Source organism: Streptomyces sp. NPDC046821 (genome assembly GCF_040645335.1).
Taxonomy (GTDB): domain Bacteria; phylum Actinomycetota; class Actinomycetes; order Streptomycetales; family Streptomycetaceae; genus Streptomyces.
On record NZ_JBEYYB010000019.1, the window covers coordinates 63,393 to 79,310 of the forward strand.

The 15,918-nt window shown below is 69.2% G+C and carries 17 protein-coding genes; 10 read left to right on the forward strand and 7 right to left on the reverse strand.

The window, feature by feature from the left end:
* Positions 1–61 precede the first annotated feature (61 nt).
* Together ABZ893_RS32185 and ABZ893_RS32190 are read right to left on the reverse strand one after the other, a co-directional pair.
* Complete coding sequence (locus ABZ893_RS32185; RefSeq protein ID WP_361411093.1) at positions 62–568, reverse strand: DinB family protein; 507 nt, start codon at positions 566–568, stop codon at positions 62–64.
* Between the two features lie 119 nt (positions 569–687).
* Positions 688–1,044, reverse strand: a complete 357-nt coding sequence (locus tag ABZ893_RS32190; RefSeq protein WP_361411096.1) for a hypothetical protein — start codon at positions 1,042–1,044, stop codon at positions 688–690.
* A 129-nt stretch (positions 1,045–1,173) separates the two neighbouring features.
* On the opposite strand from ABZ893_RS32190, the gene ABZ893_RS32195 reads away from it, so the two are divergent.
* From ABZ893_RS32195 to ABZ893_RS32210, 4 genes are all read left to right on the forward strand, one after another.
* A complete protein-coding gene (locus ABZ893_RS32195) occupies positions 1,174–1,989 on the forward strand; it encodes a helix-turn-helix transcriptional regulator (RefSeq protein ID WP_361411099.1) in 816 nt (271 codons plus the stop codon).
* Complete coding sequence (locus tag ABZ893_RS32200) at positions 1,986–2,192, forward strand: DUF397 domain-containing protein (protein ID WP_361411102.1); 207 nt, start codon at positions 1,986–1,988, stop codon at positions 2,190–2,192. Before ABZ893_RS32195 ends, ABZ893_RS32200 begins: the two co-directional genes overlap by 4 nt.
* 262 nt (positions 2,193–2,454) lie before the next feature.
* The gene (locus ABZ893_RS32205; RefSeq protein ID WP_361411105.1) at positions 2,455–3,210 is read left to right on the forward strand and encodes a hypothetical protein; all 756 of its coding nucleotides are present in this window, start codon (positions 2,455–2,457) and stop codon (positions 3,208–3,210) included.
* 229 nt (positions 3,211–3,439) lie between these two features.
* Positions 3,440–6,154, forward strand: a complete 2,715-nt coding sequence (locus tag ABZ893_RS32210; protein WP_361411108.1) for an FG-GAP-like repeat-containing protein — start codon at positions 3,440–3,442, stop codon at positions 6,152–6,154.
* Between the two features lie 161 nt (positions 6,155–6,315).
* On the opposite strand, the gene ABZ893_RS32215 is transcribed toward ABZ893_RS32210, so the two are convergent.
* From ABZ893_RS32215 to ABZ893_RS32235, 5 genes are all read right to left on the reverse strand, one after another.
* Complete coding sequence (locus tag ABZ893_RS32215) at positions 6,316–7,086, reverse strand: hypothetical protein (RefSeq protein ID WP_361411111.1); 771 nt, start codon at positions 7,084–7,086, stop codon at positions 6,316–6,318.
* On the reverse strand, positions 7,086–7,661 hold the full coding sequence (locus tag ABZ893_RS32220) for a hypothetical protein (RefSeq protein WP_361411114.1): 576 nt from the start codon (positions 7,659–7,661) through the stop codon (positions 7,086–7,088). The genes ABZ893_RS32215 and ABZ893_RS32220 overlap by 1 nt, the downstream gene beginning before the upstream one ends.
* Before the next feature lie 74 nt (positions 7,662–7,735).
* Positions 7,736–8,248: a hypothetical protein gene (locus ABZ893_RS32225; protein WP_361411117.1), complete on the reverse strand. Its 513-nt coding sequence runs from the start codon at positions 8,246–8,248 to the stop codon at positions 7,736–7,738.
* A gap of 78 nt (positions 8,249–8,326) precedes the next feature.
* Entirely contained in the window at positions 8,327–9,031 is a 705-nt protein-coding gene (locus ABZ893_RS32230) for a DUF4328 domain-containing protein (RefSeq protein ID WP_361411120.1), read from the reverse strand.
* 129 nt (positions 9,032–9,160) lie between these two features.
* Entirely contained in the window at positions 9,161–10,744 is a 1,584-nt protein-coding gene (locus tag ABZ893_RS32235) for a glycoside hydrolase family 20 protein (protein ID WP_361411123.1), read from the reverse strand.
* Between the two features lie 318 nt (positions 10,745–11,062).
* On the opposite strand from ABZ893_RS32235, the gene ABZ893_RS32240 reads away from it, so the two are divergent.
* From ABZ893_RS32240 to ABZ893_RS32265, 6 genes are all read left to right on the forward strand, one after another.
* The gene (locus tag ABZ893_RS32240; RefSeq protein WP_361411127.1) at positions 11,063–11,743 is read left to right on the forward strand and encodes a 2-oxo-4-hydroxy-4-carboxy-5-ureidoimidazoline decarboxylase; all 681 of its coding nucleotides are present in this window, start codon (positions 11,063–11,065) and stop codon (positions 11,741–11,743) included.
* Between the two features lie 149 nt (positions 11,744–11,892).
* Positions 11,893–12,273: a succinate dehydrogenase, cytochrome b556 subunit gene (gene sdhC, locus ABZ893_RS32245; protein ID WP_361411130.1), complete on the forward strand. Its 381-nt coding sequence runs from the start codon at positions 11,893–11,895 to the stop codon at positions 12,271–12,273.
* A gap of 8 nt (positions 12,274–12,281) precedes the next feature.
* Positions 12,282–12,770 carry a succinate dehydrogenase hydrophobic membrane anchor subunit gene (locus tag ABZ893_RS32250; protein WP_361411133.1) on the forward strand — a complete coding sequence of 163 codons (489 nt, stop codon included), beginning with the start codon at positions 12,282–12,284 and terminating at the stop codon, positions 12,768–12,770.
* 23 nt (positions 12,771–12,793) lie between these two features.
* Positions 12,794–14,548: a succinate dehydrogenase flavoprotein subunit gene (gene sdhA / locus ABZ893_RS32255; protein ID WP_361411136.1), complete on the forward strand. Its 1,755-nt coding sequence runs from the start codon at positions 12,794–12,796 to the stop codon at positions 14,546–14,548.
* Positions 14,548–15,315, forward strand: a complete 768-nt coding sequence (locus tag ABZ893_RS32260; RefSeq protein ID WP_361411139.1) for a succinate dehydrogenase iron-sulfur subunit — start codon at positions 14,548–14,550, stop codon at positions 15,313–15,315. The genes sdhA and ABZ893_RS32260 overlap by 1 nt, the downstream gene beginning before the upstream one ends.
* Positions 15,316–15,444: 129 nt before the next feature.
* A complete protein-coding gene (locus tag ABZ893_RS32265) occupies positions 15,445–15,846 on the forward strand; it encodes a VOC family protein (RefSeq protein WP_361411142.1) in 402 nt (133 codons plus the stop codon).
* The last annotated feature ends 72 nt before the right edge of the window (positions 15,847–15,918 follow it).

The window sequence follows — 15,918 nt, forward strand, 5'->3', positions numbered from 1 at the left end:
CGTTACGGACAACGATGCCGCGTCGCCGCAGGTGGGCGCGGGTCCTCGGTGCCGAGTAGCCCTAGTCCCCGGTCGCGCCGTCGAGCAGCTCACGCAGGATGTCCAGGTGGCCGTTGTGGCGGGCGGTTTCCTCCATGAGGTGGAGGAGGATCCAGCGCAGGTCTACGTGCACGCCGTCGCGGACGGCTCGCTGAGCCCGCTTGTCCAGGGCGGTCCCGGCGACCAACTCGCGGTAGCGCGCGCTCTGTTCGGCGTACTCGTCGAGCAGCTGCCCGATCGGGAAGTCGACCGCGATACGCATCTCGCGGTCAGGGTCCTCCTCGGTCCAGGGGCCCCGGTCCTCCTCGCCGAGGAAGACGATCCGGAACCAGTAGAACTCGACCCAGCGGAGGTGGTTGACCAGTCCGCTCAGGGTCATCAGCGGTGAGCCGGGCAGGAGCGACTTGCGGGCGTTCTCCTCGGATACACCCTCGCACTTGGCGCGGACGGTGTCGCGGGCGTAGTCGAGAAACGTGGTCAGCTGCGTGCGCTCGTCCCACGCGGGCGGCGTGTCATCGATTCTGGTCATCGCGCGAAGCATCCCCGATGCCGGTGAGCGGTGCCACGGATTTTCGGCGACGGGGTGCCGGTGGCCGACATCTGCCAATCGCGCCGATACACAAGGGGGCCGAAGCGGATTTACGCAGGTCAGGAGGCACCGCCACCGTCACATCCCCCCGCCCGAGCCGGAATTGGCAGATCTAGGCCAGGACTCACCTCTCCGGGCGACTCCCTGAGCGAAGACTCCCCCACCCTCCCCGCCACCCTCAGCGCATCATCCAGCGCCTCCGCCAGCCGCGCGCTCAGGAAGCGGAACTCCTCCGCCGGCACGTCCGGCTCCCCCAGCATCTTGCGGGCGTGGCCCAGTAGTTCCTCGCCCAGGTTTAGCTGCACGGCCTCGACCTCGTCGGCCAGCCGCGCCAGCGTCCCGTCACCGTCGCTGGACAGGTAGCACGGCTTCCCTTCGGGCGTCTTCCACGGGAGCAGCCGCATGTTCTTCGTCATACGTCCACGCTGCCGCCCGCGCCTTCACCCCCGCCCGAGGATTGGCCCAACAGTGCGGTGGGGTAGGCCCGTTGTGCGATCCGTGCGATCGCGCTCCGCGCCTGTGCGAAGTACGTACGAGGAGGCCTGATGCCCCACGACGATCACCCCCCGCCCGCCCTTCTGATCTTCGGCGAGCAGTCGCGCTTCCTGAGGGAGCAGCGGGGGATATCGCGGGGCGAGCTCGCGGCGCGTATCCCGTACTCGGAGTCGATGATCGCGATGGTGGAACGCTCGGAGCGGCCGCCGCAGCCTGCGTACATCACGGCGGTGGACGACGCGCTGGGCGCGCAGGGTCTGCTTAAGCAGCTCGCCAGGCATGTCGCCGAACGGGACCATCCGGCTTGGGCTCAGGATTACGTGGATCTGCAGGCCAAGGCGTTGGCGTTGCACGTATACGTCACGCATTTCCTGCACGGTCTGCTTCAGACGGAGGATTACGCACGGGCAGCGTTCCGGTCGCGTCGCCCGAGCCTTGAGGACGACGCCATCGAGCGGAACGTCCGGGCTCGACTCGCGACCCAGAGCTTGCACACTCGTAAGCCGTACTGCCGACTCACCTTCGTGCTGGAGGAGTGCGCCGTACGGAGGATGCTCGGCGGCCGGAACGTACGGGAGGGCCAGCTCAAGCACCTTGCCTCGCTCAGCCAACTGCACAACGTGCAGCTCCAGATCATGCCGGAGGCCCGCGAGTCCCACGCCGGCATCGATGGATCCATGACGTTGCTGGAGACGCCGGATCACCAGACCATGGGGTACGTGGAAGGACAGCAGGGCGGCTACTTCCTGACCTCGCCCGAGGACGTCAGCGTCATGAGCCACCGCTACGGCGCCTTGCGGGCTCAGGCCCTCGACACCGACGCATCATTGGATCTGATCCAACGCCTACTGGCAGGAGAGGCATGAACACCGAACTGGCCTGGTTCAAGAGCAGTTACAGCGGCGGAGACGGCGAGGCCTGCGTAGAAGTAGCGAGCACCCCCTCCGCCATCCACGTCCGCGACTCCAAGGAATTGGCGAGCGGTGGAGCGGCACCCTCGGTCGCCTTCGGCACCGCCCCCTGGATGATCTTCGTCGGGCACGTCGCCGCAGGTGGGACCGGAGCCTGACGGGCCAGGGACCGGTGAGGCAGGGCCAGGCCCGAGCGCACCGGTCCCTGATCGCCCCGGCAGCACCTAAAGGACTGATCCGAAATAACTCCCTCCCCTCCCCGTCTTGAACTCCTCACCCGATGGGGTGAGTTGATGGACAGGGCCCGGTGGGATGTGGCTACGCTCGGCCACGACAACACTTCATAAAGCGAACGGCCCCCGTCGGGACGGCAATCCCGGACGAGGGCCTGACCACGAGCGGAAGACAGAGACCTTCCCCATGGCTACCGCCAACCCTAACGCCGCGCCCTCTTCCGGCGTCATCCACATCCGCGTTCGCCATACGGCGAACTTCACGGTTCTGGCCAATCGCCTTCTGCAACGCAGCGGTTCGGCGGTGACGGTCGGTGTCGCGGCGTACATCTTCTCGCTGCCGGACGGCGCTCCGATCACGGTCAAGCGCCTGCGCGCACACTTCGACGAGGGCGAGATCCTGATCGCGAGGGCGCTCCGCGAGCTGGAGGCGGAGGGCTGGCTGGAGCGCCGGGTACAGCGCGCTCCGGACGGCAGGATGATCACGAGGACGTACGTGTACGACGCCCCGGGCGTCACGACGCCGACGCCGACGCCCGTTACGGAAAAGCCGGCGCCGCCACCGAAACCCGCCCCGGCCTCACACGCCGAGGAGGCCAGCTCGATCCTCCGCTCGATCGCCTACGACGACCGGCGCCTGGAACTGTCGCCGAAGGAGGTCGCGTCACTGGCCCCGGCGGTGTCGGTGTGGCTGGAATTGGGAGCCAACCGGGAGACGATCACCGAGGCCCTGACGACATCGCTCCCGGAGGGCCGCCTGCACAGCCCGGCGGGCCTGCTGGCCCACCGCCTGAAATCCCCCCAGGTACCGAAGGCCCCGGCACCCCGCCCAAAACCCCACCGCCTCCAGGAATGCCCCAAGTGCTTCCGCCCGTTCCGCTCCCCGGAACCAGGCAAGTGCCGAGACTGCCGCGAGGCCTCCCCGGACGACCAGGCGGCATAGCTCACACGGCAAACGCCCCTCGGCCGCACAACCAGTGACGTTCGCCGATGGTCATCCGCTTAGTACAACAGCTGCCCGTGTGACAGGTGTGAATCTTGTGGCCGGGCTGAAAGCAATTCCTGGCTGTGAACTTCTGCAAGGGGTGGAGCATTTGAGCCCGCGTAAATCGCGTGCGCGCACTTCACATGCGTACAAGCCGCTGAGTCTCAAGCGCAGGGCTTGGGTGACCATGGGGGCCGTCGTTCTCGGTGGGGCCGGTGTCGTCACGTACGCCATGGCCGACCCGGGGAACGGGGCAGGCTCGGAGAATGAGCCTCGGCGGGCCTCCGCCGTCCATACTCTCGGGCTCACCACCAAGGGATCCGACCGCAAGGTCGTCCCGCAGAAGTCGACCGACCGTTTCAGCGCCGTCATCCTCACCTGGAAGAACCCGCACACCAAGCTCGCCGGCACCGCCCAGGTCCGCGCGCGCAACGTCGGGAGCGGCGCCTGGACCGACTGGCTTTCCATGCCCGTCGAGAACCTCGGTACCGACGGCAAGGAGACCAAGGCCGGCGGCGGCGTGCGCGGCGGTACCGAGTCCGTGTGGACCGGTGACTCCGACGCCGTCGAGCTGCGCGTCATAGCCGAGGACGGCAGCGTCTCCAGTCTGCCGTCCGGCATGGATGCCAAGCTTCTCGACCCGGGCACGCTCCCGCCCGCGAAGGGCGCGGCGAAGGGCGTGGCGAAGGGGGCGGGGGCCGCTCAGCCCGCCGCGTTCTCCGCCGAGACCACGCCGGCGGCGGAGCCGGACACGACGGCCACCACTGACGCTCCGGCCACCGAACCGGCCGCCCCCGCCTCCGAGTCCGCATCGCCCGCCGCGAGCCCCATCGACTCCGCCGACCCCTCGGCAAGCGCCTCGCCCGACCCGTCGGAGACCCCGTCCCCCGACCCCACCCAGACCATCCCCACCCCCCTCCCCTCCACCGTCGTAAAGCCCCCGATCATCACGCAGGCCGAGTGGGGCGCGGACACGAACTACAACGGCACGCCCGAGTACGACGGCTCGATCAAGGCCGCCGTCGTCCACCACACCGGTGAGGACAGCGACAACGCAGTGCCCTGCTCGCAGTCGCGGCAGCGCGTGCACACCGTCCAGCAGGGGCACATGGCCAAGGGCTGGTACGACATCGGCTACAACTTCCTCGTCGACCGGTGCGGCCAGATCTTCGAGGGCCGTAGCGGCGGTATGGACCTGCCCGTGCACGGCGCCCACGACTACGGTTTCAACACGGACACCGTCGGCATCTCGTACATCGGCAACTTCATGACGGCGAAGCCGACGCCGGCCGCGCTCAACTCGATCGCCCGCGTCGTCGCATGGAAGTTCGGGCAGTACGGCATCACCGCGAACAGCAAGGTGACGCTGACGTCCAACGGCGACCAGGGCGTCTCCGACAACAAGATCCCGCTGGGCCAGTCGGTCACGCTCGACCGCGTCTTCGGCCACCGCGACACCGGCACCACGCTGTGCCCCGGCGACAACCTGTACGGCAAGCTCGCCACGATCCGGACCCTGGCCTCGGCCCCCGGCGTCTCGCACGCGCTCGCCACCTCGGACATCTACTCGTCCGCCGCGCCCACGGCGGCGACCCGTGACGGCCTCGCCGACATCGTCGCCGGTACGCCCAAGGCGTCGTCCGGCGGTTCGATCACCGTCGTACCGGGTGGCACCAACGGCCCGGCGTACGCCGCGAAGAAGACGCTCACGCAGTCCAGCACCGGCGTCCCCGGCGCGAACGAGCCCGGGGACCTGTGGGGCGCCGCCGTCGCCGAGGGCGACATCAACGGTGACGGTTTCGCGGACCTCGCGATCGGCCAGCCCGGCGAGAACGACACCTCCGGTCACACCGACCGTGGCGCGGTCACCCTCCTGTACGGGCCCGCCCTCAACACCGGCGACCAGATGAACCTCGACGAGGGCTTCTACGCGAACGGCGCCAAGTACGGCTCCGCCGTGGCCGTCGGCGACTTCAACGCCGACGGCAAGGCCGACGTCTTCGCGGCCTCCACCGGCACCGGCGGCACCTGGACCGCGCGCTACTCCGGTGACCGGGAGAGCAGCTCGAACATCACGAGCGGTGACGCGGCCCTGTCCTACGAGGCCGCCACCTCGGGCGACTTCAACCAGGACGGCTACGCGGACGTCGCGCTCAACTACCACGACTCGACGTCGGTCGGCCGCGTGATCTGGTTCAAGGGCGGCCGCAACGGTCTCACCAAGGCGGGCACGCTGACCGTGAAGGGCGGGCGTTCCATCGCCGCCGGTGACCTCAACGGCGACGGCGTCGACGACATCGTCATCGGCCAGCCGTACACCGCCGAGTCCGGCGCGTACGCGGGCGGTCAGGTGACGGCCGTGTACGGCTCGAAGATCACGTCCACGACGGCCGGCGGCCTCACCGCGACCGGCGCCAAGACGATCCACCAGGCCACCGCCGGCGTCCCGGGCGCGGCCGAGTCAGGCGACGCGCTCGGCGCCTCCGTCGCGGTCGGCGACTATAACGCCGACGGGTACGCGGACGTCCTGGCGGGCGCGCCCGGCGAGGACATCACCCGTACCACCGCCCGTAAGGACGCGGGTACTTCGCTGCTGTTCAAGGGCTCGTCGGCCGGTCTCACCGGCACCGGTTCGATAGCCGTCTCGCAGGACGAGCCCGGTGTCCCCGGCGCCTCGGAGAGCGGCGACAAGCTGGGCTCCGCCGTCTCCCTCACCGACCTGTCCGGCTACGGCCGCGCGGACCTGGTGATCGGAGCGATGGGCGAGGACTCGGGCAACGGCACGCTGCTGTACGTCCCGAGCAACAGCACGGGGATCGGCCTGGCGACGTCCAAGTACGTGGGGCTTACGCAGCTCGGTACGCCGAAGGGCGCGGAGGTCGGGACGACTCTCGCCCCCTGACCACCACTCCCTGACCCTTCTCACGGCGTCGCATCGTGGGTGTCCGCTTTGCACCCACACTTGCGCCGCTACACCCGAATGGGTTACTCACTACCTCCAACGGGAACGGACCCGGCCGCAGGAGGGGGCGGCCGGGCCTGGTTCCGTGTGCAATCAGGCGCTCACGCTTGCGCAGCGTCCCGTTCGAACGAGATCGCCACCAGCCGGTCACTGAACCGCTTCGGGCCGCTCACGGACTCCGCGGCCGACGCCCGATGCACCCGTACCGCCTCGTCGGTCAGCGTGACCGTGACGACGGGGCAGTCCTCGATCTGGTTCGTGTCGGCGGGCGAGCACCGGCCGATGTCCTCCCGCGTGTGCCCCGGGCAGACGGCCCGTGCGGGCAGGTCGATCTCCAGGTACAAGTCCCGGGCCTTCGTGAAGCGGTAGCCGCCCGACGTCGGCTCGACCTCACGCGGCTTCTCGACTCCCTTGATCACCTTCGCCGTGAGTCCGCGCGCCGAGGCGATACGGCCTTCGCCATTCGGCCCGAACACGTCGATAGTTATCCGGTTCCCGGCGACGGGCGCGGGGAGCGTCAGCGGCCGGGGGCCCGGGTCGACGATCGCCGTGACCGTGAAGGCGGGCGGCCCGTCGAAGCGCGGGCCCGAACTGGAGTACCCGTACGAGGAGATGCCGAGCGCGGGCGCCTTGTCCTGCTCGCCCTCGCCCCAGGGCGCGGGCCTCACGGGATCCAGGGCACCGCACCCGGACAGCACAGCCGTACCGCCACCCGCGAGCGCCTCGTCCGTCAGCGCGCCCGGCGTCACGTGGAGCTGGCCTGACGGATCGTCGAGGACGTGGCTCGTGGCGGCGAGGGCGACGAGGACGGCGGTGACGGGCAGCGCGAGGAGCAGCAGCGCCCGTCGGGAAGGCCCGGAGACCCCGTGCATCAGACGCGGCTCCGCGCGCGCCGGGACACGACGGCCCGCAGGACGCGCCGGCCTTCGGTGGTCATGTCGAGTGCCGGGCGCAGGCCGTTGGCACCGTGGGTCGCGAGCAGTTCGAGGATCTGGACCTGGCGGCGCAGCTCGGCGGCGACCAGCGGGGACATGCCTTCCGTACGGCCTTCGCGCCTCGACGTCACCGATCCGGCGCCGTCCGCCAGCGGGTCCAGCATCCGGTGGATCCGGAGCGCGCCGACCGAGCAGGCGTCGGCCCATTCGCGCAGCGCGGGCGCCGACGGGGTGCCGGGGGCGGCGGCGAGCATCCGGTGGGCGAGCCCGGCCGGGCCGTCGGCATCGTCACCCGGACCGGCGCCGTCGCCCGGACCTGCGGGGAGCGCGGCCCGCGCCCGGTCGAGGCACTCGCCCCACTCGGGGCCGCCTTCGCTGAGACTGCCCCACAGCGGGCGCAGGATGTCGTCGTCCTCGGCTCCGAGCAGCGGCACGCAGCGGTCGAGGCAGGCGAGACCGGTCACCGCGAGGCCCCGTTCGTCGGCCTGCGCGATCAGCTCCACCAGGCTCATGAAGTACACCCTTTCCTGCCTGCCCGGTCATTTCGGCTCTACTGGGGGCTACTGCGTGCAGGGGCGCAGAAACGTCACAGCGGTGCGACGCCGAGCAGATCGAGGAAGCGGAAGAAGAGGGGTTCGGCAAAGGGGGCGGGGTCCTCGGCGAGGACGGCGGCCAGCGGGCCGGGCGCTACGGTGCGGCCGCACTCGGCGGCCCAGTCGACCGCGCGCCGCGCCGCGTCGGCGGGCTCCAGAAAGTAGTCGTCCAGGGCGAGTTCGTCCTCGGCGAGGTACCCGGCCATGGCGTCCCGCGCGAGACACGCGGTCCATACGCCGCTCAGCGGAGCCGCCGCCTCGATGACGACGCAGTCGCTGTCCATGACGTAACCGAACAGGGCGGGCGCCCCGGTCTCGGCGGCGAGCTTGTTCATGCTCCCGATGTCGTACCGACCGCTGCCGCCCCCGTCCGGACACTCCCAGACCTGCCACCCGTCGGCCCGCCGCTCCAGCAGCGCGAGCCCTTCCCGCGCCCCGGCCAGCGCGTCAAGCTCCACAAGCTCCCGCCCGCTCCTGCCCACGACGTAATAGCCCCAGTACCCCATGCCTGTGTTCCCTCCCCGCCCCCGGCGAATACACCACGCCCGCACGCGGCTCCGCCACCCGAAAGACAAACCCGCCGATTACGCCAAGCCACCGAGGGGCGCGGGGCCGCGCAGGGCCTTCTCCTTCTGCATCCGGGTCAGGGTGCGGACGAAGACGATGGCGGCTACGGCGGCGGCGATGTCGAGACCGTCGGCGACCATGCTCATCTCCACGGACGACTTGTACGCGGAGAGGGAGTCGGCCTTGTCGTAGTTGTAGGCCGCCAGCCCGTCGAACACGTTGCCGACCAGCCACAGGGTCCACCAGCAGTTGATGACCGCGTGCGCCGTCTTCTCCCGCATCATGCCGGTCTCCCGCAGGCTGGCGTCCCAGGTGTCGCGTGCGATACGCCACGGAATGTAGACGTTCGCGAGGGGTACGAGCCAGCCCCAGACCGCCCAGGCGCGCACCTTGGTGTGCCCGTCGGGCCGGAACACCTCGGCGTTGATGCGCACCCGCTGGAACCAGACGATGAAGACGACAGCCGTCACCAGCAGGACGGTCCATTGCACCCTGGCCGCCTCGGCGTATACGCGGTCGGCACTGTCGGCCTCCGCGTCACTCACCATGACCCCGCCCATGAGGTCGGCGACGACACTCCGCTCCCGGAACCCGGCCCACAGCGAGAACAGATCCGACGCGATCACCACACCGAGCAGAACACAGGCGGCCATCGAGACGCCCACCGGCGACTTCAGCCGAGCAGTGCCTCTGGGCGCGGGAACAGCGGACGTACCAGACATGGCCAACCCCCCACGGGTTCACGGTTGAGCCGGCCGCGCGCGTCTCCCCAGAGCGCGTCGGTGTCCGGCCAGCGGAACATACGGTTCGCCGCGATCCGCTGTCCAGAGTGTTCCCGCCCGGCGGCCCGGCTAGTTCCCCAGCCGGTTGGCCAGCGCCATGAACTGGGTCCACGTGAGCGGCGGCTTGTCCGGGTCCCAGAGTTTCTGGACCGTCGCCCGGAGCGGCATGTAGATGCCCTGGGCGACCTGGGCCTCCGTCTGGGCGTTCGGGAAGTCGCTCCAGACCGCGAACGTGCCGCCGAGGATCTGGTCGTTGTACTGCGCGGGGACCGGGGTCGTGCCGCGTACGACGAGGGGGGTCCAGCTCTCGTAGATCCGCTGGCCGGTCGGGTAGAAGAAATTGTTGGGCTGGCCGAGGACGTAGTACAGGTACTCGTCGTTGTAGTTGGTCATCTTGCGGCCGGCGCTCAGGTACTCGACGGGCGGGCGGGCGCCGATCTCCTTGCCGGTCCAGTAGGCGACCTCCAGGCTCTTGTCGGCCTGGACGATCCCGCCCCGGAAGAACCCGTCGTTCCACGCCTTGAGGGAGCGGTTGTACGGCTTCATCGTGGCGACGCGGTCGTTGAGCCAGCCCGTCGTGAGGTCCTGGACCGTCGCGTTCGGCCCGTACTTCTGCCGGGCGGCGGCCGCGAGCTGCGGGAAGGACGCCTCGGGATTCGCCACGACCAGGGCCTGGTACTCGTCGCCGCCGAGGTGCCAGAAGGCGCCGGGGAAGAGCGGGGCGTACTCGCGCAGCAGGTCGTCGACGATCTTCGCGGCCTGCGGGTTCGAGATGTCGACGGCGCCGCGTGTCGGGACGCCGGCCGCGTTGCGCAGCTGGAGCGAGGGGTGCGCGTTGATCACCGCGCCGAGGTGTCCGGGCGAGTCGATCTCGGGGATCACGGTGATGTGCCGCTGGGCGGCGAGCGCGACGATCGAGCGGACCTGGGCCTTGGTGAGGTGCTGGGGCGAGACGATCTCGGGGTGCGAGTCGGACTCGATACGGAAGGCCTGGTCGTCGGAGAAGTGCAGGCCGAGCTGGTTGTACTTGAGGTCGCCGATCTCCCGGATCCGGTCCTCGATCCAGCCCGCGGTGTAGTTCTTGCGCGCGATGTCGAGCATGAATCCGCGCTGCGGCTTCGCGGGCGCGTCCTTCACGACGCCCTCGGGCGCGGTCGCCCCGCCGTTCACCTCCTGCTTGAGGGTGCGCGTGCCGTAGAAGACGCCCGCCTCCCCCGGCCCGACGATCCGCACCTGACCGCCCTGGACGGTCATCGTGTACGACTCGGGGCCGCCGCTCCCGCCGAGCGCCAGCTCCACGTCGCCGGGGCCGGCCTTGGCGGTGCCGCCGTAGCCGAGCTTCAGCTCGCCGGCGATGAGCTTGCCGTCGTCGGCGAGCTTCGCGTCCGAGATGACGACGCGTCCGCCGGAGGGCTTCCATCCGGGGCCGCGCGCCGGGGTGAAGTCACGCACGGAGGGGATGGTCTGCGGAGGTTTGGAGAGGGCGTACGACTTCGTGGGTGAGGGCTGCGCGGCGGGGGACGTGGCGGACTTCCCGTCGGACGGGTGCTGGCTGCCGCCGCTTCCGCCGCAGCCGGCGAGGGCCGCCGCCAGTGCGAGCGTCCCGGCCGTGACGACTCCCGCGCCGGGGATCCATCGGCTCCGCTTCTCCATCAGTGACCGCCTTCCGGCTCGCACGGCTTCCCGCTTGAGGCGAGCTCAGCGACTCGCACAGCTTCTGGCTTCCGGCGAGCTCGCTACTCGCACAGCTCGGACAGCTGCCCGGGGAGCAACCCCGGGTTCGTTTTCCGCGTCCTCGGGAGGCGACCGTACGGTCCGCTGCCCCGACCTCCCGTCCACCACACGCTCCTAAACTCTCCCGTTCGGGTGAATTTGGTGCATCTGCAAGTCAGGTAATGATCCTGATCGCTAGCGTGGGCGGACATCCGTCACACCTGTACCGCCTGTCCCACCACCTCTCCCGTGACTCGGATGTCACACATCTCGTCCCAGTGTCAGCCCGGTCACGTCCCACGTCTCGCCGAGGAGCGCACGCTGCCTTCGCATCGTCTGTCCCGCCTCCCCGGATCTGCCGCCGTACAGGTGCAGTCCTCCCCGCACGGCCTCGCGCGGTTCAACACGCTACCCGCGGCCAAAGCCGAGATCGCACTGCTGACCTGCTGCGGGTCACTCCACTGGGCCCGCCGCCTGGTCGCGCACCGGCCCTACCCCGACCTCGGCTCGCTCCTCGCCGCCGCCGACGAGGCGATCTACGACTTCCTGCCCGCCGACCTCGACGAGGCCCTGTCCCGCGAGGCGCTCCCGCTGCCGCCGCACGGCGCGTACTCCGTCGCACACACCGCCCTTGGCGCCGCGCACGCCGCGTACGAGGGTCGATTCGGACACGCGTTCGTCATCTGCCTCGACGGCTACGGGCCCGAGGAAGCCCTGGACCAGCTGCTCGCCGGAATCCGGTCACGCCTTGGCAACGATCCTGAGGAGGAGCGCGTCCTGTCCTGGGAGGAACTCCGGCGACTCGCCCGGGGGCGACTCGCCCGACTCGTACAGACTCTGAGCTCCCGACCTGGACCTCAGAAAGCGACAGACCCGCAGGAACCCCTGGATTCCGGGCGCACGGATAGCTCACCGGATAGCCCGTACGTGGCTGTTTGATTGCCTGTTTGATCACACCGGCGGCCCCCGGGCGAGCGAGCCACCCACTCGTCGATACGATGACGAGCGGCCGGTGGACCGTACCCGGCCGGGCCCGACCGACAGAGAAGCCGGCGCGGCCCCAATCCCCGCTCCCGGAGGGTTCTTCCGTGCCGGCTGGAACGCTGTACCGCGGCCGGGAAGGCATGTGGTCGTGGGTGGCTCATCGAGTCACCGGTGTCCTCATCTTCTTCTTCCTGTTCGTACACGTCCTGGACACCGCTCTCGTGCGCGTCTCCCCCGAGTCGTACGACAACGTCGTTTCCACCTACAAGACGCCGATCGTCGCGCTCCTTGAGTACGGCCTCGTCGCCGCCATCCTCTTCCACGCGCTCAACGGCCTGCGTGTCATCGCCGTCGACTTCTGGTCGAAGGGCCCGCGCTACCAGAAGCAGATGCTCTGGTCCGTCGTCGGCATCTGGGTCGTCCTGATGGTGGGCGCGCTGTACCCCGTCCTCGGCCACGCCGCTCGTGCACTCTTCGGGAGCTGACGCCAGACATGTCTGCTGACACCACCCCTGCGAAGACGCCCGGCGTCGGCCCCGTCGAGGGCGTGACGCTCTACGACGTCGACCACCCGGCGCCCCTCATCGAGGCCCCCCGCAAGCGCACCTCGAAGACCCCGCGCTCGACGCGCGGCAACTTCGAGATGGCCGCATGGCTGTTCATGCGCCTGTCCGGCGTCGTCCTCGTCGTCCTGGTCCTCGGCCACCTGCTCATCCAGCTCGTCCTCGACGGCGGCGTGAGCAAGATCGGCTTCGCGTTCGTCGCGGGCCGCTGGGCCTCGCCGTTCTGGCAGGGCTGGGACCTCCTGATGCTGTGGCTCGCCATGCTGCACGGCGCGAACGGCCTGCGTACGGTCATCAACGACTACGCCGAGCGCCCGAACACACGCCTGTGGCTGAAGGGCCTGCTGTACGCCGCCACGGTGTTCACGATCCTGCTGGGCACGCTGGTGATCTTCACCTTCGACCCGAACATCCGCTAGGCACGGGGCTGAGGTAACCACTCATGAAGATCCACAAGTACGACACCGTCATCGTGGGCGCCGGCGGCGCCGGTATGCGCGCGGCCATCGAGTCGACGAAGCGCAGCCGCACCGCCGTGCTGACGAAGCTCTACCCCACCCGCTCCCACACGGGCGCCGCGCAGGGCGGCATGGCCGCCGCGCTGGCCAACGTGGAAGAGGACAACTGGGAGTGGCACACCTTCGACACGATCAAGGGCGGCGACTACCTGGTCGACCAGGACGCCGCCGAGATCCTCGCGAAGGAGGCCATCGACTCGGTCCTCGACCTGGAGAAGATGGGCCTGCCGTTCAACCGCACCCCGGACGGCACCATCGACCAGCGCCGCTTCGGCGGTCACTCGCGTAACCACGGTGAGGCGCCCGTGCGCCGCTCCTGCTACGCGGCCGACCGCACCGGCCACATGATCCTCCAGACGCTCTACCAGAACTGCGTGAAGGAGGGCGTGGAGTTCTTCAACGAGTTCTACGTCCTCGACCAGCTCCTGGTCGAGGAGGACGGCGTCAAGAAGTCCGCCGGTGTGGTCGCCTACGAGCTGGCCACCGGCGAGATCCACGTCTTCCAGGCGAAGTCGGTCATCTACGCCTCCGGCGGCACCGGCAAGTTCTTCAAGGTGACGTCGAACGCGCACACCCTGACCGGTGACGGCCAGGCCGCGTGCTACCGCCGGGGTCTGCCGCTGGAGGACATGGAGTTCTTCCAGTTCCACCCGACCGGCATCTGGCGCATGGGCATCCTTCTCACGGAGGGCGCCCGCGGTGAGGGCGGCATCCTCCGTAACAAGGACGGCGAGCGCTTCATGGAGAAGTACGCGCCCGTCATGAAGGACCTCGCGTCCCGTGACGTCGTGTCCCGCTCCATCTACACGGAGATCCGTGAGGGCCGCGGCTGCGGTCCCGAGGGCGACCACGTCTACCTCGACCTCACGCACCTCCCGCCGGAGCAGCTCGACGCCAAGCTCCCGGACATCACGGAGTTCGCGCGTACGTACCTCGGCATCGAGCCCTACACGGACCCGATCCCGATCCAGCCGACCGCGCACTACGCCATGGGCGGCATCCCGACGAACGTCGAAGGTGAGGTCCTCTCGGACAACACCACCGTCGTCCCCGGCCTGTACGCCGCCGGCGAGGTCGCCTGTGTCTCCGTGCACGGCGCCAACCGCCTCGGCACCAACTCGCTGCTCGACATCAACGTCTTCGGGCGTCGTGCGGGCATCGCGGCCGCCGAGTACTCCCACAAGGCCGACTACGTCGAGCTGCCGGAGAACCCGGCGTCGCTCGTCGAGGAGACCGTCGAGCGCCTGCGCAACTCCACGGGCACGGAGCGCGTCGCGGTCCTGCGCAACGAGCTGCAGGAGTGCATGGACGCCAACGTGATGGTGTTCCGCACCGAGCAGACGATCAAGACGGCGGTCGAGAAGGTCGCCGAGCTGCGCGAGCGGTACAAGAACGTCTCGATCCAGGACAAGGGCAAGCGGTTCAACACCGACCTCCTGGAGGCCATCGAGCTGGGCAACCTGCTCGACCTGGCCGAGGTCATGGCGACCTCCGCCCTGGCGCGCAAGGAGTCCCGCGGCGGTCACTACCGCGAGGACTTCCCGAACCGCGACGACGTCAACTTCATGCGCCACACCATGGCGTACCGCGAGGTCGGCGACGACGGCTCCGAGTCCATCCGTCTGGACTACAAGCCGGTCGTCCAGACCCGCTACCAGCCGATGGAGCGTAAGTACTGATGTCTACCCCGACCATGGACAAGCTGGCGGCGCTGGAGCAGGACTCCACGTCCTCGCACCTCATCACGGTCACGTTCCGGATCCGCCGGTTCAACCCGGAGGTCTCCGCGGACGCGGTCTGGGAGGACTTCCAGCTCGCCATCGATCCCAAGGAGCGTGTCCTCGACGCCCTCCACAAGATCAAGTGGGACCAGGACGGTTCGCTGACCTTCCGTCGCTCCTGCGCGCACGGCATCTGCGGCTCGGACGCGATGCGGATCAACGGCAAGAACAGGCTCGCCTGCAAGACGCTGATCAAGGACGTCAACCCCGAGAAGCCGATCACGGTCGAGGCCATCAAGGGCCTCACGGTCCTCAAGGACCTCGTGGTCGACATGGAGCCGTTCTTCCAGGCGTACCGGGACGTCATGCCGTTCCTGGTCACCAAGGGGAACGAGCCGACGCGCGAGCGTCTGCAGTCCGCCAAGGACCGCGAGCGCTTCGACGACACCACCAAGTGCATCCTGTGCGCCGCGTGCACGTCGTCCTGCCCGGTGTTCTGGAACGACGGCCAGTACTTCGGTCCGGCCGCGATCGTGAACGCCCACCGCTTCATCTTCGACTCGCGTGACGAGGCGGGGGAGCAGCGGCTGGAGATCCTCAACGACAAGGACGGCGTGTGGCGTTGCCGCACGACGTTCAACTGCACGGACGCGTGCCCGCGTGGCATCGAGGTCACCAAGGCGATCCAGGAAGTGAAGCGGGCGCTGATCACGCGCCGCTACTGACGCCTTTGGCGGTTCGTTCCTGAAGTTCCTGAAGGCCCCGTTCCCGGCTTTGTGCCGGGGGCGGGGTCTTTTGTCGTTGACGACGGCGGGCAATGTCCGATTTGCCGGGTGGGCGGCTAATCTGACGCCATGTCATCTCAACTTGAGCTGCTCGGCTTCGACAACGTGCTGTTCCCCGTGGGCGACCTCGGCGAGGCCGTCTCCTTCTACGAGCGGGCCGGGTTCATCGTGAAGTTCCGCCTCGACGAGGCGGGGATCGCCCTCCTTGAGGCCGGCAAGGAGACGCCCGGCGTACTGCTGCGCGTCGAGGAGGACCTCGGCCACCGGCAGCCGGCGTGGCCGGGGTCCCGTCTGTGGCTGGAGGTGCGCGACGCGAAGGCCGCGGCCCGCGCGCTCCTGGAGGCCGGGATCAAGCTTCTCGACCCGCCGTTCTCGACGTCGACGGGGTACGTCGTGGAGTTCGCGGATCCGTGGGGGAACGTCGCGGGGTTCACGGACTACGTCAAGAGGCCGGAGCTGGCGAGGAGTTGAGGGGTGGAGCCAGGGGGGCGGGGTGGGTGGTGCGGCTCGCACGGGCACCCTCGCTCTTGTGTTGAACATGTT

Excerpts from the sequence above, each read along its gene's own strand:
- ABZ893_RS32195 (WP_361411099.1), top strand. The coding sequence starts at position 1,174 with ATGCCCCACGACGATCACCCCCCGCCCGCCCTTCTGATCTTCGGCGAG.
- ABZ893_RS32210 (WP_361411108.1), top strand. The coding sequence starts at position 3,440 with ATGGGGGCCGTCGTTCTCGGTGGGGCCGGTGTCGTCACGTACGCCATG.
- ABZ893_RS32205 (WP_361411105.1), top strand. The coding sequence starts at position 2,455 with ATGGCTACCGCCAACCCTAACGCCGCGCCCTCTTCCGGCGTCATCCAC.
- ABZ893_RS32200 (WP_361411102.1), top strand. The coding sequence starts at position 1,986 with ATGAACACCGAACTGGCCTGGTTCAAGAGCAGTTACAGCGGCGGAGAC.
- ABZ893_RS32230 (WP_361411120.1), bottom strand. The coding sequence starts at position 9,031 with ATGTCTGGTACGTCCGCTGTTCCCGCGCCCAGAGGCACTGCTCGGCTG.
- ABZ893_RS32250 (WP_361411133.1), top strand. The coding sequence starts at position 12,282 with ATGTCTGCTGACACCACCCCTGCGAAGACGCCCGGCGTCGGCCCCGTC.
- ABZ893_RS32220 (WP_361411114.1), bottom strand. The coding sequence starts at position 7,661 with ATGAGCCTGGTGGAGCTGATCGCGCAGGCCGACGAACGGGGCCTCGCG.
- ABZ893_RS32265 (WP_361411142.1), top strand. The coding sequence starts at position 15,445 with ATGTCATCTCAACTTGAGCTGCTCGGCTTCGACAACGTGCTGTTCCCC.
- ABZ893_RS32215 (WP_361411111.1), bottom strand. The coding sequence starts at position 7,086 with ATGCACGGGGTCTCCGGGCCTTCCCGACGGGCGCTGCTGCTCCTCGCG.
- sdhA (WP_361411136.1), top strand. The coding sequence starts at position 12,794 with ATGAAGATCCACAAGTACGACACCGTCATCGTGGGCGCCGGCGGCGCC.
- ABZ893_RS32260 (WP_361411139.1), top strand. The coding sequence starts at position 14,548 with ATGTCTACCCCGACCATGGACAAGCTGGCGGCGCTGGAGCAGGACTCC.
- ABZ893_RS32190 (WP_361411096.1), bottom strand. The coding sequence starts at position 1,044 with ATGACGAAGAACATGCGGCTGCTCCCGTGGAAGACGCCCGAAGGGAAG.
- ABZ893_RS32185 (WP_361411093.1), bottom strand. The coding sequence starts at position 568 with ATGACCAGAATCGATGACACGCCGCCCGCGTGGGACGAGCGCACGCAG.
- ABZ893_RS32235 (WP_361411123.1), bottom strand. The coding sequence starts at position 10,744 with ATGGAGAAGCGGAGCCGATGGATCCCCGGCGCGGGAGTCGTCACGGCC.
- ABZ893_RS32225 (WP_361411117.1), bottom strand. The coding sequence starts at position 8,248 with ATGGGGTACTGGGGCTATTACGTCGTGGGCAGGAGCGGGCGGGAGCTT.
- ABZ893_RS32240 (WP_361411127.1), top strand. The coding sequence starts at position 11,063 with ATGTCACACATCTCGTCCCAGTGTCAGCCCGGTCACGTCCCACGTCTC.